The sequence below is a fragment of the Microtetraspora malaysiensis genome, assembly GCF_050947145.1.
Lineage (GTDB): Bacteria > Actinomycetota > Actinomycetes > Streptosporangiales > Streptosporangiaceae > Microtetraspora_A > Microtetraspora_A malaysiensis.
In genome coordinates this window covers 2,589,350-2,609,346 of sequence record NZ_CP191998.1, presented here as the reverse complement: position 1 = coordinate 2,609,346, position 19,997 = coordinate 2,589,350, and the positions used below count along the sequence as shown (strand labels likewise).

Sequence of the window (19,997 nt, the reverse complement as noted above, 5' to 3'; positions counted from 1 at the left end):
CCGATCAGCGCGGCAGGATGTCGCCCAGGTCGTAGGCGACGGGCCGTTCGAGCTGCTCGTACGTGCACGAGGACGGCTCGCGGTCGGGGCGCCAGCGGCGGAACTGGGCGGTGTGCCGGAACCGGTCGCCCTCCATGTGGTCGTAGGCGACCTCGATCACCAGCTCGGGCCGCAGCGGGATGAACGACAGGTCCTTCTTGGCGTTCCACCGGGAGACCGCGCCGGGCATCCGCTGGCCGTCGGGGCCCGTCTCGCCGGACTGCGCCGCCCACGCCCCCCACGGGTGCGCGCTCAGCTCCTCCAGCCGGTACGGCGCGAGCTCCCCCACCAGCTCAGCGCGGCGCTTCATCGGGAACGCCGCCACCACGCCCACGTGGTGCAGCCGCCCCTCGGCGTCGTACAGGCCCAGCAGGAGCGAGCCGACCACGTCGCCGGTCTTGTGCTCGCGGTATCCGGCCACGACGCAGTCGGCGGTCCGCTCGTGCTTGACCTTGAACATCACCCGCCGGTCCGGCTCGTACGGCAGCGTGCCGGGCTTGACGACGATGCCGTCGAGCCCGGCGCCCTCGAACGCGTCGAACCACTCGGCGGCCCGGCCCTCGTCCCGGGTGACCGGGGTGAGCCGGACCGACCGGCCGGCGTCGGCCAGCGCCTTCTCCAGCCGGGCCCGCCGCTCGGCGAACGGCGTGGCCATCAGGTTCTCGTCGCCGAGCGCGAGCAGGTCGAACGCGACGAACGACGCGGGCGTCCGCTCGGCGAGCAGCCGCACCCGGGACTCCGCCGGGTGGATGCGCTGCTGAAGCGCGTCGAAGTCGAGCGTCTGACCGCTCACGACCACGATCTCCCCGTCGACGACGCACCGCTCGGGCAGCTCTTCGCGGACCGCCTGGACCAGCTCGGGGAAGTACCTGGTGAACGGGCGCTCGTTCCTGCTGCCGAGATGGACCTCGTCGCCGTCCCGGAACACGATGCAGCGGAAGCCGTCCCACTTCGGCTCGTAGAAGAGCGAGCCGTCCTGCGGCGGCAGCCGCTTCACCGCCTTGGCCAGCATGGGGGCCACGGGCGGCTCAACCGGCAAGTTCATCCGACACCTCTCTCACGTATCGGCAGAAGAGGAACCCCTCCTCCTGGAGGACCTGGGCGAGCCCCAGCCGGGTCTGCGAGGCGGTGCCGTTCAGGATGCGGGCCGCGTCGCCGCCGATCAGCAGCGGACTGAGGGTGAGGCACAGCTCGTCCACCAGGCCCGCGGCGGCGAGCTGGGCGTTCAGCCGCGGCCCGCCCTCGCACAGGATCGTGGCCAGGCCGCGGTCACGCAGCTCGCGCACCGCCAGCGTCAGATCGACGCGGTACTCCCCCGCGACGATGACGTCGGCGTTCTTGGCCGCCTCCGCGCGCCGGTCGGCGGGCGCCGACTCGGTCGTGATCACAATCGTCCGCGCGTACGGCTCGGTCTCGGTGAACAGCGCGCTGCCGAGGTCCAGGTCGAGCCGCCGGGTGACCACCGCGACCGGAGGGGCGGGCGGGCGGCCTGCCCGCAGGGCCCGCCACGACTCGCGCGGCCGGGCCGGGCCGTACCCCTCGGTGCGCACGGTGGCGGCGCCGGCGAGGATCACGTCGGAGAGGCCGCGCAGAATGCCGAAGATCCGGCGGTCGCCCTCGCTGGACAGGCCACCGGACAGGCCCTTGAGCCAGGCGCCGCCGTCCGCGCTGGCCACCATGTTGATCCGCAGCCACTCGCCCGGGGGCTGGGCGTAGGCGGCGACAAGATCCGGGTCGTCTTCAATGTCGGGATGTATGCGGCGCACGCTCCCTACAGTGGCACATCTCCCCGACATAACGTTTCGATGTCCCCTGTTCCCACCTCTGAACGGACGGTGTTGGATCGAGCCACAGCGGCGCGACAGGCCGGGACACCTGTCTCCCGTCCGCTCCGGAGGAGACGCGTGGAACACGCCGCTCTCGCGGTCTGGATCGTCACCTCGCTGGCAGGGCTCCGCCTGCTGGTGCTGTGGCTGGCGGGCGGCGGCCCGCGGCGGCAGGAGACGAAGGTCACCGCGTTCCCCGCCCTGCTGATCATCGCCCACCCGGCGCTCGCGGTCGCGGGCCTCGGCCTGTGGATCGCCTTCCTGCGCACCCGCGACAGCTCGTACGCCTGGGCGGCCTTCGCCGTGCTGACCGCCGTCGCGCTGCTCGGCTTCACGCTGTTCACCCGCTGGATCGGCGGCGGTCGTCACGCCCGGGGCTCCGAGCGCCGCTTCCCGGTGGTCGCGGTCGCCCTGCACGGCATCGTCGGGGTCGCCACGTTCGTCCTGGTGCTGCTGGCCGCCTCGACCGCGGATCGCCTGTGAGACCCTCCCGGGGTCAGTCGTCGCTTCGGGCCTTGGACGGCTGGACGCGCTTGGGCTCGCCGGGCATCTTCGGATAGTTCGGCGGGTAGGGCAGGTCGCCGCGCTCGTCGGCGGCGTACCACTCCAGCAACGCGCCGATGCCGAACGCCTCGTCGTCGATGGCGCGGTGGACGTCGCCAAGCCGGGCGAAGCGCTCAGGCATCGTCTTGACGTCGAAGTCGCGCGGATCGCAGTCGGCCAGCTCGTCCCAGGTGACCGGCGCGGAGACCTGCGCCTCCGGACGGGCGCGCACCGAGTAGGCGGCGACCACGGTGCGGTCCCTGGCGTTCTGGTTGTAGTCGATGAAGACCCGCTCGCCGCGCTCCTCCTTCCACCAGGCGGTGGTGGCGAGGCCCGGAGCACGCCGCTCCACCTCCCGCGCCAGCGCGATGCCCGCGTGCCGTACCTCGGTGAAGGTCCACTCGGGACGGATGCGCACGGCGATGTGGATGCCGCGGCTGCCCGAGGTCTTGGGGAAGGCGCGCACGCCGAGTTCGGCGAGGACCTCGCGGACGACGAACGCGACCTTGCGCGCCTCGTCGAAGCCGGTGCCCGGCTGCGGGTCGACGTCGACGCGCAGCTCGTCGGGGTGCTCCACGTCCGCCGCCCGGACCGCCCAGGGGTGGAAGTCGATCGTCCCGAGGTTGGCGCACCAGGCGACGGCGGCGATCTCGGTCGGGCGGAACACGTCCGCCGTGCGCCCACTGGGGAAGCGCACCTGCACGGTCTCGATCCAGTCGGGATGTCGCGGCATCCGCTTCTGGTAGATCGCCTCGGTCTCGATGCCGTCGGGGTGCCGCTTGAGGTGCGTCGGGCGGTCGCGCAGGGCGCGCATGACGCCGTCGCCCACGCTGACGTAGTACTCCACCAGCTCGCGCTTGGTGGCCCCGATGCCCGGGAAGTAGATCTTGTCGGGGTTGGTCACTTTGACGGTCCGACCGCCCGCCTCGATCTCGATGTACGGCGAAGCCATGCCTGCGACCTTACCCGGGTGGAGACGGGCCCGTCCCGGACCTCTACTCTCGGCGACCGGCGCGCGACACCTGGCGCCGGTCCGGGAGGTCGGACGGGACGGACCCGGCGTGCCGCCCCGCAGGACGACACCTCTCCTGCCGCACGGGCGGCGTCCAGCACGGGTAGGGCGCTTCGCCGCCTCGACGGCGGGACGGCCGGGCCTCCCTGGCGGGAGGATCGGCCCTCTCACCAGTGAAGACGCCGAAACGACCTCCGAAGGATGCTTCGCCCGGAAAGAACTCTGCCGGGAAGGTCTCCGCGCTCCGCGTGGTTCTACGCGATGACCACATGACTGACCCGATCACCCACAGGCAGGCGAACATGGACAAGGTCATCAAGAGCGACGACGAGTGGCGCGCCGAGCTGTCGCCCGAGGAGTACCGCGTGCTCCGCCAGGCCGGCACCGAGCGGCCCTTCACCGGGGAGTACGTCGACACCAAGACCGTTGGCGTCTACTCCTGCCGCGCCTGCGGAGCCGAACTGTTCCGCTCCGGGGCCAAGTTCGAGTCGCACTGCGGCTGGCCGTCGTTCTACGAGCCGTCGGAGTCGGACGCGGTCACCCTGATCCGGGACGACTCGTTGGGCATGTCCCGGGTGGAGGTCCGCTGCGCCCGGTGCGACTCGCATCTCGGGCACGTCTTCCACGGCGAGGGGTACTCGACGCCCACCGACGACCGCTATTGCATCAACTCGGTCTGCCTGACCCTGGAGCCGGCCGCCGAGTGATCCCCGGCGGCGCCGGTCACCTGGGCTTGGGGTGGGTGACGCGGCAGGTGTCGTCGTCCGGGCCGAGGATGTTGGCCAGCACGGGGTTCCCGTTCTGGCCGTACTTCGCCTGGACGAAGACGACCGGGTTGGACTCGCCGATCTCCTTGAGGTACTCCAGGCCCCTCTTGCACAGAGTGATCGCGGACTTGGAGTTGCTCGCGTTCTCCGACAGGTTGGTGTAGATCCGCAGGTACCGGCCGGTCGTGCGGATGTCGCGCACCCGCTTGGTCGTCTTGTCGTCCCACCGGCTGGTGAAATAGGCCACCGCCTGGTCGTCCGTGTACTTCGACCGGCCGGAGGCGGTCACCTCGCCCTTGGACCGCGCGACCCGGCCGGAGCTCGCCGCGCTGGTCACGGTGAGATCACCGCCGGAGGCGGCGGCGCCGGAGCTCGCCGCCGGGGCCACGGCGGCCGCGCGGACCGGCGCCGGCGTCCCGTCCGCCCCGGCGAGCAGCGGCCGCGACACGGCCACGCCGGCGGCGACGACCGCCAGACCGATGGACGCCTTGATCACGCGTGCCTTGGTCCGCCGCTTCCTCCGACGGCCCTTGGACCGTGCCAGAACGCTCAACACCTCGCCTCACAACGGCCTAGGGGCTTTGCCCGAGTATGACAAAGGTAACGAGATCATATCGGTGGTTCCCGGCATTTAGTACAGCGAGGTAGATCTTTCCCCATGACACGCTCGATCTTCGCGATTCCTACCCCGCGGCGGGCGCCGTACGCGCGGAATCTCCGGGGGTCGCACCGAGCGGCCGGAAACGCGTGACGCCCGCCGGATGAGGCCGGCGGGCGTCGGGTGGAACGCGGCACAGCGGTCAGGGCAGCTCCGCGACCAGCTCGCTGACGGGCTTCCTGCGCCCGGTGAAGAACGGGATCTCCACCCGGGTGTGCCGCCGCGCCTCGGCCCCGCGCAGGTGGCGCATGAGGTCGACGATGCGGTGCAGCTCGTCCGCCTCGAAGGCGAGCATCCACTCGAAGTCGTTCAGCGCGAAGCAGGCCACCGTGTTCGCCCGCACGTCCGGGAAGTCGCGGGCCATCCTGCCGTGCTCGGCGAGCATCGTCCGGCGCTCGACGTCGTCCAGCAGGTACCACTCCAGGGAGCGGACGAACGGGTAGACCGAGACGAACCCCCTCGGCTCCTCATCCGCGAGGAAGGCCGGGATGTGCGACTTGTTGAACTCGGCCGGCCGGTGCAGCGCCATCGCGGACCAAACCGGCTCACTGGCGCGGCCCAGCGCGGTGCGGCGGAAGCGCGAGTAGACCTCCTGCAGGTCCTCCGCCGTGGGAGCGTGCCACCAGAACATGAAATCGGCGTCGGCGCGGAACCCGGACACGTCGTAGCAGCCCCGCGTCACAACGTCCTTGCCGCCCGCCTGCGCCAGCAACTCGTCGACCTCGTCGGCGACGCCGTCGCGGCTCTGGGGAAGCTGATCACGCAGCCGGAAGACCGACCACATGGTGTACCGGATCACCTGGTTGAGATCACGCGCCTTGGGACGCGTCGTACCGTCCGTCATACGTTCCATTCTTCCTTCTCACACTTCGGGGTCTTCGGCCGCCCCGGCCGCGTACCGGGCGTCGGTGGCGGCCAGGTGGGCCAGGATCTCGGCCGCCGCCGTACGGGCGTTGGCGGCGACCGCCGGAATGCCCACGCCGTCGTAGGCCGCGCCGCAGAGCGCGAGGCCGGGCTGGATGGCCGTCGCCGCGCGGATGCGGGCGACCCGGTCGAGATGTCCCACGTTGTACTGCGGCAGGGAGCCGCCCCAGCGGGTGACCCGCGTGTCGAGCGGGAACGCCGCCACCCCCGTGACCTCGGCCATCTCGGCCACCGCCGTCGCCACCAGGTCGGCGTCGTCCCGCTGGAGGACGTGCTCCTCCCCCAGCCGTCCGATGGAGCAGCGGATCACGATCACGCCGGGGTCGGCCTCGGCCAGGTGCGGCCACTTGACCGTGCTGAAGGTCGCGGCCTTGACCGGCCTGCGCTCGACCGGCGGGACCAGGTAGCCGCTGCCGGACGGCGGCGCGGGGAAGGCGTCCCTCGCGTAGGCCAGGGTGACGATCGCCATGCTCGCGTAGTCGATCCCGGCCAGCTCGGCCGCCGCGCCGGGCACCTCACGCCGCAGCAGCCGGGAGGCCGCGGTGGCGGGCACGGCGAGCACGACGGCGTCGGCCTCGACGACCTCCTCGTCCCCGTTGGGGCCGGTGACGAGCCGCCAGCCGCCCGGGATGCGGATCAGCTCGCGCACCGTCACGCCGGTCCTGACGTCGGCGCCGGACGCCTTCGCGACCGCCTCGGGGAGGCTGCCCATGCCGTTCTTGAGCGTGGCGAAGACCGGCCCGGCGTCCTTGGGCGCCGCCGCGACGATGTCCGCGACGGCCCTCGTCAGGGACCGTTCCGTACGCGCGATCTTCGCGATCTGCGGCATGGTCGCCTGGAGGGAGAGCATCTCGGAACGGCCGGCGTAGACTCCGCCGAGCAGCGGCTCGATGAGGCGGTCGACGACCTCGGAGCCGACGCGGGCCCGGACGTAGGCCGCGACGGAGACGTCCGTGGTGGCCGGGCTCGGCGGGAGGACCCGGTCGAGCGCGGCGCGGGCCAGCCCCGCCGGGGACAGGACGCGCGAGGAGGCGAGCGCGCCCAGGTCGGACGGCACTCCCATCACCTGGCCCGCGGGCAGCGGGCGGAGCGCCCCCCTGGACAGGATGGACGCGTGCGTCGTGCCCGGATTAACCAGCATGTCGTCGAGGCCGGCCAGCCGGGCCAGTTCCTTGCCCTCGGGACGGCGGGCCAGCATCGCCTCGGCCCCGGCGTCCACCTCCAGCCCGGCGACCTCTGAGACGTGCAGCTTGCCGCCGATCCCCGGCGCCCCTTCCAGGACGGTGATCCGGATCTCGTGCGCGGCGCCGCGCCGCAAGTAGAGGGCGGCGGCCAGGCCGGCGATGCCACCGCCGACGACCACGACATGGCGTGGAGCTGGGGTTCCTTCCATAAACGTCAAAGCTACCCCTCGGTTGGGGCGGTCCCCGAACCGGCGTGACCGCATGACGTACGCCGGAAGCGGCGTGATCCTCGTGGCAGCGCGGCCGGGCGAGCGTGACCGTCCGGTGCGAGACCCGTGACGGGACCGTGACTCCGGTCGCCGAACCCGCGCCCTCCCCGCCCCGTCTTTCCGAACATGACCAGATTCCGGTACGGAACGGCGCTAGTCGTCGCGACCGCTTTCCTGATCTCCGGTTGTGGCGCCGGGGGCGACACCCCCTCGGCGGTGGCCCGCGACGACTCCGCCTCCGCCCCCGAGCTCGCCCGTCCTGCCGCAAGCGCCAAGGCGATACGCAGCTCGGCCGGTGGGGCGGACTCGACGGACTCCTCCCCGAAGACGACGATCGTGCCCGACGCCCGGGCGGTGATCTACACGGCCGAGCTGGCCGTCCGGGTGAAGGACGTCCCCGCCGCCACCGACCAGGCCAAACAGATAGTGACCGTCGCCGGAGGCTACGTCTCCGAGGAACGGAGCAACTCCTTCTCCAGCCGGGACGAGGCCGTCGTCACGTTCAAGATCCCTCCGGCCCGGTACCCCGACGTGCTGACCCAGCTCGGCCGCGACCTCGGCAAGCGCGAGGCGCTGCACCAGGGCGCGCAAGACGTCACCGAGGAGGTCGCCGACGTGGCCAGCCGGGTGAAGTCCGCCGAGTCCACGCTCGACCAGTTCCGGACGCTGCTGCGCAAGGCGAACAAGATCGGCGAGATCCTGGAGATCGAGCGGGAGATCTCCAACCGCGAGGCCGAGCTGGAGTCGCTCCAGGCGCGGCAGAAGGCGCTCGCCGCCCAGACCGGCATGGCGACCGTCACCCTGAGCCTGGCCGGTCCGGCCGCCCCGAAGCCCAAGCCCAAGCCGAAGGAGTCCGGGTTCCTCGCCGGCCTCCACGCCGGCTGGAACGCGCTGGTGGGGTCGGTCGAGGTCGGCCTCGTCGTGCTGGGGGTGCTGCTGCCCTGGCTCGTCCTGGGCGCCGTCATCGGCCTGCCCCTCATCGCGATCACCCGGCGCCGCGCGGCGCGCCGTACGGCGGAGGCGCGGCCGCTCCGGGTGCCGCCGCCGGGTGAGTGGCAGCGGGCCGAAGCCGGCGCGCGGCCCCAGGCCGAAAGCGCCCGTCAGGAGAGCGAATCCGGCGCGCCGCGGGGACCGGAGCCGGCGCCCGGGCAGGAGTCGGAGCCGGACGCGCCGTAACTCCCCCTGATGGGGTCAGCGGGCGGACGCCTCGTGGACGAAGTCGGCCAGCCGCGCGAGCTGGTCGGGGTCCGTGGAGGGCAGGACACCGTGGCCGAGGTTGAAGACGTGCCCCTCGGCCACCCGTCCGCGCTCCAGCACGTCACGGGCGCGGGGCTCCACGACGTCCCAGGGGGCGAGCAGGACGGCGGGGTCGAGGTTGCCCTGGAGCGCCTTGCCCGGGCCCACCCGGAGCGCCGCCTCGTCGAGCGGCACCCGCCAGTCGACGCCCACGACGTCGGCCCCGACCTCCCCCATCAAGCCGAGCAGCTCGCCGGTGCCCACCCCGAAGTGGATGCGCGGCACACCGAGGTCCGCCAGCCCCGCGAAGATCCTGCTCGTGTGCGGCAGCACGTAGGTGCGGTAGTCCGCCGGGGCGACCGCGCCCACCCACGAGTCGAAGAGCTGGACCGCGGAGGCGCCGGCGGCCACCTGAACGCGCAGGAACGCGAGCGTGATCGCGGTGAGCCGGTCCATCAGCTCGTGCCACAGCTCCGGCGCGCCGTACATCATCGCCTTGGTCCGGTCGTGGTTCTTCGAGGGCCCGCCCTCGATGAGGTACGACGCGAGTGTGAACGGGCCGCCCGCGAAGCCGATGAGCGGGACCCGGTCGAGCTCCTTCACCAGGGCCTGGATGGACTCGGTGACGTACGGCACGTCACTCGGTTCGAGGGGCCGCAGCGCGGCGACGCCGGAGGCGTCCCGGATCGGGCTACCCACCACGGGCCCGACGCCGGGCTGGATGTCGAGATCGATGCCGATGGCCTTGAGCGGGACCACGATGTCGCTGAAGAAGATCGCGGCGTCCGTCGAGTACCGCCGGACCGGCTGCATCGTGATCTCGACGACGAGGTCCGGCGTCGCGCAGGCGGCGAGCATCGAGGTGCCCTCGCGCACCCGGCGGTACTCCGGGAGTGACCGGCCGGCCTGGCGCATGAACCAGACGGGCGTGTGCGGGACGGGCTCGCGGCGGCAGGCGCGGAGGAAGGCTGAATCGGCAAGGTGGGCAGTCACGCCACCAGCGTCCCATGTCACAGGCCCGGTCCACGCACCGGTCGCGTGCGTGCCGGCGCACGACTCCCCTCCCCCGCCGGGAGCCGCGCCGCTCCGCGCCCTGGGACGCCCGCCCCCCGGGCACCCCCGGACCGGCCCGCCCGGCCGCCCGTGTTCGTACGCCGATCCCGCCCGATGGTCCCTCACGCGCGTGTCGCGGGCGCCGAGGGTACACTCCGCGCCAAGCATCGGTAAGGTGAGGTTCTCCGCTTCGTGAGGTTCGCCTCCTTGCTCGGCAAAGTGTTCGCAATCGGGGTTCCAGCATCGATTCCAATGCCACTTTCGAGACACGCCGAGCGCGTTGCGGGGAAATGTCGGCGGGACATGTCAACGTCAGATCAGTCCCGATCACTTGGGACACAACCGTGGATCCGACGAGAGGCCCCGGAGCGATGACGTCGATGTGGAGTTCCTCCGAACACCGCACTGAGCACTGTGCCGCTTGCGGCGCCGAGCGCGCGTTCGAACAGCCGCCCTGCCCCGACGCTCACGACGACTGTCCCGAACGGGTGTGCACGACCTGCGGATTCGCCCTGTTGCTTGCGACGGCCTCGGTTTGATCGGTACGTATGCCCCCCACAGCCATCCCCCTGCTTCGCGCACTCCCGAATCCGGCCTACGCTTCGGCTATGACCCTCGGTGACGCGCCCGTACCTCCGGCCGCCTTCCGGCGGGCGCTGGAGACGTTGCGGCCCGCCAAGGTCAGGCCGGAGATCGAGCTGGAGGACATCCCCGCGCCGCAGCGCCTCGCGCCCTATTCGGGGGCGGTCGGGGCCTCGGTCTACCGGGATGACGACGAGCTGGCCGTCGGCCGGCTGATCATGCTGTTCGACCCGGACGGCCAGCGCGGCTGGGAAGGGCGCTTCCGCCTGGTCGCGTACGTCCGCGCCGACATGGAGCCGGAGATCACCAGCGATCCACTGCTCGGGCCGGTGGCCTGGAGCTGGCTCACCGAGTCGCTCGACGCGCACGGCGCGGCCTACGCGGCGGCCGGTGGCACGGTGACACGAGCGGTCTCCGAGGGTTTTGGTAACAAAGCCGACGATCCTGTCACCACCGAGCTGGAGCTGCGGGCCTCCTGGTCCCCCCTCGAGGAGGACCTGTCCGCCCACGCCGCCGCCTGGTGCGATCTGATGTGCCTCGCCGCCGGCATCCCACCCCTTCCACCCGATGTCGCGGCGCTGCGGCTCCGCCCGGCGCGTCGTGAAGATCCGAAAGCCCCGTAACTCGTGACCGAACCTGAAATTCAGCTCTTGTTGGAGCCGCGTGAGGGAATCCCGCCCGTCATCGAGGATGATGTCGCGCTCGCAGCGGTCGTGCGCGCCTTCGCCGCCGGCAGCGGCCCGATCGCGGTGGACGCCGAGCGCGCCTCCGGCTACCGCTACAGCGGCCGCGCCTATCTCGTACAACTACGCCGCAACGGATCAGGCACCGCGCTGATCGACCCGGTCGCCTGCCCCGATCTGACTGCCCTGCACGAGGCCGTCGTCGACCACGAGATCGTCCTGCACGCCGCCACGCAGGACCTTCCGTGCCTGACGGAGCTCGGCTTCCGGCCGCGCAGGCTGTTCGACACCGAGCTCGCGGGCCGGCTGCTCGGCTACGAGCGGGTCGGACTGGGCACCATGGTCGAGGTCGTGCTGGGGCTGCGGCTGGAGAAGGGCCACTCGGCCGCCGACTGGTCGAACCGACCCCTCCCCATGGACTGGCTGCGCTACGCCGCGCTCGACGTCGAGGTGCTGGTCGAGCTCAGGGACGCGCTGTCCGCCGAGCTGACCTCCAGCGGCAAGCTGGAGTGGGCGATGGAGGAGTTCTCGTCGATCCTCGCGGCTCCGGCCGCCTCGCCTCGCAGCGATCCCTGGCGGCGTACGTCAGGCATCCATCGGGTGCGGTCGCTGCGCGGCCTGGCCGTGGTCCGCGAGCTGTGGACGCTGCGCGACGAGATCGCCAGGGAGATCGACCTCGCTCCCGGCCGGGTGCTCCCGGACTCCGCGATCGTGCAGGCCGCGCTGGACCAGCCGCGCACCACCAAGGCGCTGACCGAGATCGCCCCGTTCACCGGCCGCAGCGCGCGCCGTCATCTGCGCTCCTGGCTCACCGCGGTCACCCGGGGCCGGACGCTGCCGGACCCCGATCTGCCCCAGCCGATGGGGCCGGGCGACGGCCCGCCTCCGGCCAACCGGTGGGCCGACCGCGACCCGGCGGCGGCGCGGCGGCTGGCGGCCGCCCGAGCGGTGATCGCCGCTCTCGCCGACGAGCACCGGATGCCGACGGAGAACCTCCTGCAACCCGACGCGGTACGACGGCTCACCTGGGAGCCGCCCGCCGATCTGTCGGAGGAGTCGATCGCGGCGCGGCTCGCCGAGCTGGGCGCCCGGCAGTGGCAGATCGCCCTGACGGCGGTCCCGATGGCGAAGGCGCTCCAGCGGCTGGACGCCAAGGGCACCGGCTGACCACCGCCGGCGCGGGGCGCCCGCCGGACCACCGGCGGCGCCCGGCGCCGTCCCGCGTCAGAAGATGTTCTGCCGCCGGGGCAGGTCGATGACGCCGAAGGCGGCGAGCAGTCCTGCCACGGCCAGTGCGGCGAGAAGAACCCACGTGACGGGGTGCCCGAGGTTGAGCGTCCACGACGCCCCGATCCGGGCGTGGAGCAGGATCGCCGGGTCGCGGCGGTTCATGTAGACCGTTCCGGCCAGGAACCAGTGCCGGTCGTCGTCGCGCTGGGTGACGCCGGAATCCTCGTCCTCCTCCCCGGGGAGAGCCGGCAGGCGATGCCCCGCGTGGCCGACGCGGCTCTCCCACGCCAGCCAGGCGACCACCGGGGCGGCCAGGGGCAGGTACACGACCACGGTCCAGAACGCCGAGGGTTCGACGACCGCCCAGAGCTGGAGCGCCGAGACGAGCAGGCCGAGGTTCAGGCAGGTCGCGCCGAGCAGCGAGAGGCGGGCGACGCCGCGGAGGTACACGCGGTATCTGCGGGCCGAGCCGACGGGGCGGGCGGCGTCGAGGTCGGGGCGGGCGCGCAGCAGAAGCAGCGTCAGAGCGACGAACAGCAGCGTTATCACGAGCTGGTACAGCACCGGGGCGAACGCGGCCCAGACGGTGACGGGTTCCCGCCCGGTGGCGTCGACGCCGTAGCCGGTGAAGCGCGGCAACGCGGCGGGCAGGTCGCCGTACCGCCACCAGCCGAGGCCCGCGGTGAGGAGGAGGATCACTGCCGCCGGGAGCGCCCAGGACCAGGGCAGCCGCACCGGATCGGTCCGGAAGCTGGTGTCGACGGTGACGCCCTGGCGCTGCTCGTCCCGCCACGCTCCGGCCACCTTGGCCGCGCGCAGCCGGCGCGCGGAGCGCCAGTAGAGCAGCAGGTCCGCCACGATCAGGGCCGTCGCGGTCGCACCGACGACGGTCGCGCTCCCTCCCGTCGCGAGGAGCGGCACGGAGACGACCGCGGCGCACACGCCGGCGGCCGCCGCCAGCCTGGCGTAGACGCGCCGCTGGGCGATCACGGCCGGGTCGGCGGCCCGGGCGTGGGACACGCGCACGCCGAACGGCGTCGTCGGCGCGGTCATCGCGGGCAGGGCCAGCATCAAGCCGGTGACCAGCGCGACGGCGGTCAGGTCGGCGGCGATCAACGGTGTCATGGTGTTGCCCTCTCCTCGGCCCGGAATCCCGACAGCATCGCCGCGCACCGCCGTACGACGTCCTCGCGGTCGAGTCCGTGGACGGTGGCCTCCGCGAGCAGAACGCGCATCCTGCCCTCCCAGTCGCCGGCGAACCCGGGCTCGGGCGGCCCGGAGCTCGGGTCACGCCGGATCACCGCGCCGCTCTTGCGGTTGATCCGGATGACCCCCTCCTGCCGCAGCAGGTCGTAGGCCTTGTTCACCGTGTGGAAGTTGATCCCGAAGTCGGCGGCGAGCTGGCGCGTGGACGGCAGTGGGTCGCCCTCCACCGCCTCTCCGCGGGCGACCGCCTCCACGATCCGGTCCCTGATCTGCTGGTAGATCGGGACCTCGCTGTCGAGATCCAGCGTCAAGTTCACATCCAGCAGTGTAGCTGCTATACAACTTATAGAACAGATACACCTGGTGAGACAGAAGGGGGCGACGTGATCCAGACAGAGATCCGCGACGGAATGCTGGTGGCGACCTTCGCGCCATGGACACGGCCGTTCGTACGGCGAGCCGAGATGAGAGTGCCGCTGGAGGCGATCCGCGAGGTGCGTCTCGAGGCGAACCCGCAGGCCGTCGCCACCGGGACGCACGCGGGCCTGCTCGTCAGCGGGTTCCTCAAGGTCGGCACGTGGACCGGCCGGGGCGGCGTCCGGCGGCTGGTCTGCGCCCGTCGCGACCTTGCCGGTGTGCGCGTCGTCCTGACCGGCAGTATCGAGAACGTCGACGAGCTGGTCCTCAGCGTTCCGGACGCGCCCGGGCTCCAGGCCCAGGTCATGGAGGCGAGCGCGTGAACACGGGATCCTGGGACATCGAGGTGCACGGCCTGACCAAGGTCTTCGGCTCCGTGGCGGCGGTCAGCGACCTCGGCTTCACCGTCTCCCCGGGCACGGTGACCGCCTTCCTCGGCCCGAACGGAGCGGGCAAGACGACCACCATGCGGATGCTGCTCGGCCTGGTCACGCCCACCTCCGGCCGCGCCACCATCGGCGGCCTGCGCTACACGGAGCTGCCCCGTCCGGCCGCGACGGTCGGAGCCGTACTGGACACGTCGGGGTTCCACCCCGACCACACCGCCCGCGACCATCTCGGCGTGTACGCCCGCCTGGGCGGCTTCGCCCGGTCACGGGTGGACGAGGTCATGGACCTGACGGGGGTGACGCCGTTCGCCGGGCGGAGGACCCGGGCCCTGTCCACCGGGATGCGGCGGCGGCTGCACCTGGCGACGGCGCTGCTCGGCGATCCCCACGTGCTGCTGCTGGACGAGCCCGGCAACGGGCTGGACCCCGAGGGCATCGCGTGGCTGCGCGGCTTCCTGCGCCGGCTCGCCGCCGAGGGCCGCACGGTTCTGATCTCCAGCCACGTCCTCAGCGAGGTGGAGCAGTCGGCCGAGCAGGTCGTGGTGATCGACCGCGGGCGGCTGGTCGCGGCCGGCGCGGTCGCCGACCTGTACGGCGAGGCCGCCGTACGGGTCCGCTCACCGCGGGCCGGGTCGCTGACCGATGTCCTCCTGGCCGCCCACGGCGGCGCGGTCCACGTGACAGACCTCGGGCCGGACACGGTGCGGATCCACGGCCTGACGACCGCCGACATCGCGTCGGCCGCCGCTGCGCACGGCATTCCGCTGCACGAGATCACTCCGGAGCGGCCCACGCTCGAACAGGCCTTCCTCCACCTCATCGGACACCACTAGGGGGATATTTCATGACAGCGTCAATCTCGCCGCGTGCCCTCGTCTCAGCGGAATTGCGCCGCCTGGCGGCCACCCGGCTCCCCATGTGGGGGTCGCTCGCCGCGCTCGGCAGCGGCGGCTTCGTCGGCCTGCTCGCCCTCGTCGGCCCGGAGAACTTCGATCCGCCGGCGCCCGGGCTGGATACGGCGCCGGGCGTGCGCGCGGTGCTTGGCCTGCTCGGCCTGTGCGCGTTCATCCCCGCCCTGCTCGGCACGACCGCCGTGGCATCGGAATACCGCCACCGGACGATCACCACGACGGCGCTGTTCGCGCCCCGGCGATGGACCATGCTGGCCGCCAAGCTCGCGGCGTACGCGATCGCCGGGCTCGCCTACGGGCTGATCGCCGTCACCGTGGCCGGGGCGGCCCTCTTCGGGGCGGCGGCGGTCAAGGGTGTCGCGCTCGGCCTGCCGACGGCCACCGTGCTGGCCCTGCTCTCCAGGATCGCGGTGACGATGGCCGTCTACACCCTGGTCGGCGTGGCAATCGGCGCCCTGATCCCCAACCAGGTGGCCGCGGCCGCGATTCTGGGCGCCTATTTCTACATGATCGAGACGGCCTTGCTGCTCGTCCCCGGTGTCAAGGAGCTCTATCCCTACCTGCCCGGCGGCGCGACGGCGGCGCTCACGGGGTTCACCTTCCTGGCCGACGCGCTGGCCGAACAGACGGGCGGGGGCGCGACCTCGCTCCTGCCCGCCCCGCTGGGCGCCACCGTGCTCCTCGGGTACGCGGTGGTCGCCGCCGTGATCGCCGTCGTCGTCCCCCTGCGGCGCGACATCACCTGAGCCGGTACGAAGGCGGCCACGGACGGCGCCGGATCTCCGGGAGATATCCGCGTTTTGGCCCCTGATCGCGTGCGGTAACGGCATGATTACGAGATGTCCGCCCTCACACCGCGGCGTCGTCCCGCCCCCGACGGGATGCCCGCGTCCCCCGGAGCCGTACGGCTCGCCTACCTGCGCGAGCGGGCGGCCGGAGCGCGGCGCGCCGCGCTCCTCGTTCTCGGGATCTCCACCACCCTCCTCGTGACCGTCCAGCTCCTGGCGGAGCGGACCGAGACCGGCCAGGCCGCCGCGCCGTACGCGGTGGCGGCGCTCGTGGTCTTCGCCGCGGCGCTGCCCGCCATGACCGCCAGCCAGGTGCTGTGGGGCCTGCGGGAGCAGGAGGCGCGGGTCGGCGAGCGCGAGGTCTTCGCCACCAGGAGCCGCCCTCACATCCGGCGCCTGCTCGCGCGACTGTCGGTCGCGGTCTGCTGGGCGGTGCTGGTGCTGCTCGGCCTCACCGTGCCCCGCCTGTTCACCGACGCCGGCCTGTACGGCGCGGCCGACCGGCTGGCGGACGTCGCCGAGACGCTGGCGATGACCTGTTACATGAGCGGCATGGCGTTCCTGCTGTGGTGGGGCAGGGATGTGATCATGGCGGCGGCGCGGCGGCGGCCGCCGTCCGACCCGTGGGACGACGTCCCCGGGGCGTCCCGGCCGCTGCCGCGGCGGCTGCCGGGGGCGGCGGCGCTCCTGCCGCTCCTCGCCCTGATCGGCGCCCGCGCGCACCTGTGGACCCCGGACACGCTGACGGTGCTCGCACTGGCCGCGGTGGCGCTGGCGGCCTGTGTCGTGGCCGTGCGCGGCACGCCGAGCCGGGCACCCCGCTCCCACGGGTAGTTACCGATAAGTAGCATTGGTCCGAGAAGCTACCGATCAGTAGGAGCCAACCTCGTGCCTGCGTCCCGTGAAGTCGTCTTCGTCGACGGCGTGCGCACGCCTTTCGGCAGGTCGGGCCCCAAGGGCCTGTACGCCGAGACGCGTGCCGACGACATGGTTGTCCGCGTCATCCGCGAGCTCATGCGCCGCAATCCCGGCCTCCCGCCCGAGCGGGTGGACGAGGTCGCGATCGCGGCCACCACCCAGATCGGCGACCAGGGCCTGACCATCGGCCGCTCGGCCGCCGTACTGGCCGGTCTGCCCAAGTCGGTGCCCGGCTACGCCATCGACCGGATGTGCGCCGGCGCGATGACCGCCGTCACCACGGTGGCGGGCGGCATCTCCTTCGGCGCGTACGACGTCGCCATCGCCGGCGGCGTCGAGCACATGGGCCGCCACCCCATGGGCGAGGGCGTCGACCCCAACCCCAGGTTCCTGTCCGAGCGACTCGTCGACGGCTCCGCCCTGATCATGGGGATGACGGCGGAAAACCTCCACGACCGCTACCCGTCCATCACCAAGGGGCGGGCTGACGCGTTCGCCGTGGCGTCCCAGGAGAAGGCGGCCAAGGCGTACGCCGACGGCAAGATCCAGCCGGACCTGGTCCCGATGGCGGCGCGCAAGGCGGCCGAGGGCTGGGGCCTGGCCACCGCCGACGAGGCCCCGCGCCCCGGGACGACCTTGGAGGCGCTGGGCGGCCTGAAGACGCCGTTCCGGCCGCACGGCCGGGTCACCGCCGGGAACGCCTCCGGCATCAACGACGGCGCGACCGGGTGCCTGGTCGCCGCCCAGGAGATCGCCGAAGAGCTGGGGCTGCCCGCGCGGATGCGGCTGGTCTCCTACGCGTTCGCGGGCGTGGACCCCGAGGTCATGGGCATCGGCCCGATCCCCTCGACCGAGCGGGCGCTGCGCCTGGCCGGGCTGTCCATCGACGACATCGGCCTCTTCGAGATCAACGAGGCGTTCGCCGTGCAGGTGCTCGCGTTCCTTGAGCACTTCGGCATCGCCGACGACGACCCCCGGGTGAACCCGTACGGCGGCGCGATCGCCTTCGGCCACCCACTCGCCTCCTCCGGCGTACGACTCATGATCCAGCTCGCCCGCGAGTTCGCCGAGCGGCCGGACGTCCGGTACGGCATCACCACCATGTGCGTGGGCATGGGCATGGGCGGCACGGTCATCTGGGAGAACCTCGCATGAGCGACATCGAGACGTACAAGAGCCTGCTCGCGGGCAAGGAGACCGGCGAGGTCGTCACCCGGGCCCTGGTCCGCGACGTGGACCTGCCGTACGGCGCGGGCACCATGGCCCTGATCACCTTGGACAACGGGCACGACCACACCAAGCCCAACACGTTCGGGCCCCAGGGGTTGCTCTCGCTGAACGACGCCCTGGACACGATCGAGGCGCGCGGCGACGTGGCGGCGGTCGGCCTCACCGGGAAGCCGTTCATCTTCGCCGTCGGCGCCGACCTCAAGGGCGCCGCCACGGTGGCGACGCGCGAGGAGGCCGCCGCCATCGGCGCCCTCGGCCACCACGTCTTCCGCCGTCTCGGCGAGCTGGGCGTGCCGACGTTCGCGTTCGTGAACGGCGCGGCCATGGGCGGCGGGCTGGAGATCGCACTGCACTGCGCGTACCGGACGGTGTCGTCCGGGGTGCCGGCCATCGCACTGCCGGAGTGCTTCCTCGGCCTGGTGCCCGGCTGGGGCGGCACGCAGCTCCTGCCCCGGCTGATCGGCCCCGAGAAGGCGATCAAGCTGATCATCGAGAACCCGCTCTCGCAGAACCGCATGATCAAGGGGCGGGACGCGTACGAGCTGGGCGTCGCCGACGCGATGTTCGAGCCGGCCGACTTCCTGGAGGAGTCGCTGCGCTGGGCGGCCCGGGTGCTGCGCGGTGAGGAGACCGTGACCCGCGCGCCGTACGAGGGGGACTGGGACAAGGCGGTCGCCGACGCGCGCTTCCTGGTGGACATGAAGCTGCGCGGCGCCTCCCCCGCGCCCTACCGCGCGCTCGACCTGATCGCGCTGGCGAAGACCGCCTCCAGGGACGAGGGCTTCGCCGCCGAGGACGAGGCGCTCGCCGACCGGCTGATGAGCGACGAGCTGCGCGCCGGGCTGTACGCGTTCGACCTGGTGCAGCGCCGGGCGAAGAAGCCGGCCGGCGCGCCGGACAAGGCGCTGGCCCGCAAGGTCACCAAGGTCGGCGTCGTGGGCGCCGGGCTGATGGCCTCCCAGCTCGCGCTGCTGTTCGCGCGGCGGCTGGAGGTGCCGGTCGTGCTGACCGACCTCGACCAGGCCCGCCTGGACAAGGGCGTGGGCTACGTCCACGCCGAGGTGGACAAGCTGCGCGCCAAGGGCCGCGTCTCCGCCGACCAGGCCGGCCGGATCAAGGCCCTGGTGACCGGATCGCTCTCCAAGGACGCGTTCGCGGACGCCGACTTCGTGATCGAGGCGGTCTTCGAGGACCTGGACGTGAAGCGCAAGGTGCTGGCCGAGGTCGAGGCGGTCGTCTCGGACGAGTGCGTGCTGGCCACCAACACCTCCTCGCTCTCGATCACCGCGATGGCCTCCGGCCTGCGGCGTCCGGAGCGGGTGGTGGGCTTCCACTTCTTCAACCCGGTGGCGGTGATGCCGCTCCTGGAGATCGTCCGGGGCGACGCCACCGACGACGCCACGCTGGCCACGGCCTTCTCGGTGGCCAAGACGCTGAAGAAGTCGTCCGTGCTCGTCAAGGACGCGCCCGCGTTCGTGGTGAACCGGCTGCTGACCCGGTTCATGGGCGAGGTCATCGCGGCCGTGGACGAGGGCACGCCGCTGGAGGTCGCCGACCACGCGCTGGACGGCCTCGGCCTGCCCATGACACCGTTCACGCTGCTCCAGCTCGTCGGCCCGGCCGTGGCGCTGCACGTCGCGGAGACCATGCACACCGCCTTCCCGGACCGGTTCGGCGTGTCGGCCAACCTGGCCGCGCTGGTCGCCGCGGGCAAGCCCGGCGTGTACGGCGCCGACCTCCAGATCGACCCGGAGGCGCGGGCCTTCTTCGAGGGCGGCTCGTCGCCGTCCACCGGCGAGGAGGTGCGGCTGCGCGCGCTGAAGGCGCTGGCCCAGGAGGTCCGCCTGATGCTCGACGAGGGCGTCGTCGCGGCGGCCCAGGACATCGACCTGTGCATGATCCTCGGCGCCGGATGGCCGTTCCACACCGGCGGCATCACGCCGTACCTGGACCGTGCGGGCGTCTCGGAGGCGGTGACCGGGTCCCGGTTCCTCGCCCCCGGCGTGGCGTCCGTGCCGGCCTAGGAAACCGGCCGAGAAGTACACCTGGTCCCCTGGAGCCGCGGATCGGCGGCTCCGGGGGACTCCCGCGTGCGGACGGCCGCTCGATAGCCTTCTCCCCCGAAGCGGGAG

General features: G+C 72.4%; 20 protein-coding genes. 11 read left to right on the top strand and 9 right to left on the bottom strand.

Annotation, left to right across the window (positions count from 1 at the left end):
- Positions 1-4 precede the first annotated feature (4 nt).
- Positions 5-1,084, bottom strand: a complete 1,080-nt coding sequence (locus tag ACQP1V_RS12570) for an ATP-dependent DNA ligase (protein ID WP_433422247.1) — start codon at positions 1,082-1,084, stop codon at positions 5-7.
- The gene (locus ACQP1V_RS12565; RefSeq protein WP_433422244.1) at positions 1,068-1,805 is read right to left on the bottom strand and encodes a pyrimidine reductase family protein; all 738 of its coding nucleotides are present in this window, start codon (positions 1,803-1,805) and stop codon (positions 1,068-1,070) included. Before ACQP1V_RS12565 ends, ACQP1V_RS12570 begins: the two co-directional genes overlap by 17 nt.
- A gap of 138 nt (positions 1,806-1,943) precedes the next feature.
- Between ACQP1V_RS12565 and ACQP1V_RS12560 the strand changes: the two genes are divergently transcribed.
- A complete protein-coding gene (locus tag ACQP1V_RS12560) occupies positions 1,944-2,348 on the top strand; it encodes a hypothetical protein (RefSeq protein ID WP_433422242.1) in 405 nt (134 codons plus the stop codon).
- Positions 2,349-2,361: 13 nt separating this feature from the next.
- On the opposite strand, the gene ligD is transcribed toward ACQP1V_RS12560, so the two are convergent.
- The gene (ligD, locus tag ACQP1V_RS12555) at positions 2,362-3,360 is read right to left on the bottom strand and encodes a non-homologous end-joining DNA ligase (protein WP_433422239.1); all 999 of its coding nucleotides are present in this window, start codon (positions 3,358-3,360) and stop codon (positions 2,362-2,364) included.
- A gap of 362 nt (positions 3,361-3,722) precedes the next feature.
- On the opposite strand from ligD, the gene msrB reads away from it, so the two are divergent.
- A complete protein-coding gene (msrB, locus tag ACQP1V_RS12550) occupies positions 3,723-4,127 on the top strand; it encodes a peptide-methionine (R)-S-oxide reductase MsrB (RefSeq protein WP_433425816.1) in 405 nt (134 codons plus the stop codon).
- Positions 4,128-4,143: 16 nt separating this feature from the next.
- Here msrB and ACQP1V_RS12545 read toward each other — a convergent pair whose 3' ends face one another.
- The 3 genes from ACQP1V_RS12545 to hemG all read right to left on the bottom strand — a co-directional run bounded on the left by ACQP1V_RS12545 (position 4,144) and on the right by hemG (position 7,162).
- Positions 4,144-4,740, bottom strand: coding sequence for a hypothetical protein (locus tag ACQP1V_RS12545; protein ID WP_387414827.1), 597 nt, complete (start codon positions 4,738-4,740; stop codon positions 4,144-4,146).
- A 247-nt stretch (positions 4,741-4,987) separates the two neighbouring features.
- The gene (gene hemQ, locus ACQP1V_RS12540; protein WP_067131297.1) at positions 4,988-5,689 is read right to left on the bottom strand and encodes a hydrogen peroxide-dependent heme synthase; all 702 of its coding nucleotides are present in this window, start codon (positions 5,687-5,689) and stop codon (positions 4,988-4,990) included.
- Between the two features lie 18 nt (positions 5,690-5,707).
- A complete protein-coding gene (gene hemG / locus ACQP1V_RS12535) occupies positions 5,708-7,162 on the bottom strand; it encodes a protoporphyrinogen oxidase (RefSeq protein ID WP_433422235.1) in 1,455 nt (484 codons plus the stop codon).
- A gap of 186 nt (positions 7,163-7,348) precedes the next feature.
- On the opposite strand from hemG, the gene ACQP1V_RS12530 reads away from it, so the two are divergent.
- Positions 7,349-8,398: a DUF4349 domain-containing protein gene (locus tag ACQP1V_RS12530; RefSeq protein WP_433422232.1), complete on the top strand. Its 1,050-nt coding sequence runs from the start codon at positions 7,349-7,351 to the stop codon at positions 8,396-8,398.
- Between the two features lie 15 nt (positions 8,399-8,413).
- Here ACQP1V_RS12530 and hemE read toward each other — a convergent pair whose 3' ends face one another.
- Complete coding sequence (hemE, locus tag ACQP1V_RS12525) at positions 8,414-9,451, bottom strand: uroporphyrinogen decarboxylase (protein ID WP_218001744.1); 1,038 nt, start codon at positions 9,449-9,451, stop codon at positions 8,414-8,416.
- Between the two features lie 668 nt (positions 9,452-10,119).
- On the opposite strand from hemE, the gene ACQP1V_RS12520 reads away from it, so the two are divergent.
- Positions 10,120-10,716, top strand: coding sequence for a DUF3000 domain-containing protein (locus ACQP1V_RS12520; protein WP_067131285.1), 597 nt, complete (start codon positions 10,120-10,122; stop codon positions 10,714-10,716).
- A gap of 3 nt (positions 10,717-10,719) precedes the next feature.
- Positions 10,720-11,943 (top strand): HRDC domain-containing protein, encoded by a 1,224-nt coding sequence (locus ACQP1V_RS12515; protein ID WP_433422227.1) that lies wholly within the window; start codon positions 10,720-10,722, stop codon positions 11,941-11,943.
- A gap of 57 nt (positions 11,944-12,000) precedes the next feature.
- On the opposite strand, the gene ACQP1V_RS12510 is transcribed toward ACQP1V_RS12515, so the two are convergent.
- Both ACQP1V_RS12510 and ACQP1V_RS12505 read right to left on the bottom strand, forming a co-directional pair.
- On the bottom strand, positions 12,001-13,131 hold the full coding sequence (locus ACQP1V_RS12510) for a DUF1648 domain-containing protein (RefSeq protein WP_433422224.1): 1,131 nt from the start codon (positions 13,129-13,131) through the stop codon (positions 12,001-12,003).
- Positions 13,128-13,529: a GntR family transcriptional regulator gene (locus tag ACQP1V_RS12505; RefSeq protein WP_387414835.1), complete on the bottom strand. Its 402-nt coding sequence runs from the start codon at positions 13,527-13,529 to the stop codon at positions 13,128-13,130. The genes ACQP1V_RS12510 and ACQP1V_RS12505 overlap by 4 nt, the downstream gene beginning before the upstream one ends.
- Before the next feature lie 66 nt (positions 13,530-13,595).
- On the opposite strand from ACQP1V_RS12505, the gene ACQP1V_RS12500 reads away from it, so the two are divergent.
- The 6 genes from ACQP1V_RS12500 (at position 13,596) to ACQP1V_RS12475 (ending at position 19,889) form a co-directional block, all read left to right on the top strand.
- The gene (locus tag ACQP1V_RS12500) at positions 13,596-13,952 is read left to right on the top strand and encodes a hypothetical protein (protein ID WP_387414837.1); all 357 of its coding nucleotides are present in this window, start codon (positions 13,596-13,598) and stop codon (positions 13,950-13,952) included.
- Positions 13,949-14,851 carry an ABC transporter ATP-binding protein gene (locus tag ACQP1V_RS12495; protein WP_433422220.1) on the top strand — a complete coding sequence of 301 codons (903 nt, stop codon included), beginning with the start codon at positions 13,949-13,951 and terminating at the stop codon, positions 14,849-14,851. The genes ACQP1V_RS12500 and ACQP1V_RS12495 overlap by 4 nt, the downstream gene beginning before the upstream one ends.
- 11 nt (positions 14,852-14,862) lie before the next feature.
- A complete protein-coding gene (locus ACQP1V_RS12490) occupies positions 14,863-15,675 on the top strand; it encodes an ABC transporter permease (protein WP_433422217.1) in 813 nt (270 codons plus the stop codon).
- A gap of 93 nt (positions 15,676-15,768) precedes the next feature.
- Positions 15,769-16,551, top strand: coding sequence for a hypothetical protein (locus ACQP1V_RS12485; RefSeq protein WP_387414843.1), 783 nt, complete (start codon positions 15,769-15,771; stop codon positions 16,549-16,551).
- A gap of 54 nt (positions 16,552-16,605) precedes the next feature.
- Positions 16,606-17,790, top strand: a complete 1,185-nt coding sequence (locus ACQP1V_RS12480) for a thiolase family protein (protein ID WP_067131264.1) — start codon at positions 16,606-16,608, stop codon at positions 17,788-17,790.
- Positions 17,787-19,889 (top strand): 3-hydroxyacyl-CoA dehydrogenase NAD-binding domain-containing protein, encoded by a 2,103-nt coding sequence (locus ACQP1V_RS12475; protein ID WP_433422213.1) that lies wholly within the window; start codon positions 17,787-17,789, stop codon positions 19,887-19,889. Before ACQP1V_RS12480 ends, ACQP1V_RS12475 begins: the two co-directional genes overlap by 4 nt.
- Positions 19,890-19,997 lie beyond the last annotated feature (108 nt).

What these genes read in the sequence shown, in the direction of transcription:
- ACQP1V_RS12570 (WP_433422247.1), bottom strand. Translation starts at nt 1,084, where the DNA reads ATGAACTTGCCGGTTGAGCCGCCCGTGGCCCCCATGCTGGCCAAGGCG.
- ligD (WP_433422239.1), bottom strand. Translation starts at nt 3,360, where the DNA reads ATGGCTTCGCCGTACATCGAGATCGAGGCGGGCGGTCGGACCGTCAAA.
- msrB (WP_433425816.1), top strand. Translation starts at nt 3,723, where the DNA reads ATGGACAAGGTCATCAAGAGCGACGACGAGTGGCGCGCCGAGCTGTCG.
- hemQ (WP_067131297.1), bottom strand. Translation starts at nt 5,689, where the DNA reads ATGACGGACGGTACGACGCGTCCCAAGGCGCGTGATCTCAACCAGGTG.
- hemG (WP_433422235.1), bottom strand. Translation starts at nt 7,162, where the DNA reads ATGGAAGGAACCCCAGCTCCACGCCATGTCGTGGTCGTCGGCGGTGGC.
- ACQP1V_RS12530 (WP_433422232.1), top strand. Translation starts at nt 7,349, where the DNA reads ATGACCAGATTCCGGTACGGAACGGCGCTAGTCGTCGCGACCGCTTTC.
- ACQP1V_RS12520 (WP_067131285.1), top strand. Translation starts at nt 10,120, where the DNA reads ATGACCCTCGGTGACGCGCCCGTACCTCCGGCCGCCTTCCGGCGGGCG.
- ACQP1V_RS12510 (WP_433422224.1), bottom strand. Translation starts at nt 13,131, where the DNA reads ATGACACCGTTGATCGCCGCCGACCTGACCGCCGTCGCGCTGGTCACC.
- ACQP1V_RS12490 (WP_433422217.1), top strand. Translation starts at nt 14,863, where the DNA reads ATGACAGCGTCAATCTCGCCGCGTGCCCTCGTCTCAGCGGAATTGCGC.
- ACQP1V_RS12485 (WP_387414843.1), top strand. Translation starts at nt 15,769, where the DNA reads ATGTCCGCCCTCACACCGCGGCGTCGTCCCGCCCCCGACGGGATGCCC.
- ACQP1V_RS12475 (WP_433422213.1), top strand. Translation starts at nt 17,787, where the DNA reads ATGAGCGACATCGAGACGTACAAGAGCCTGCTCGCGGGCAAGGAGACC.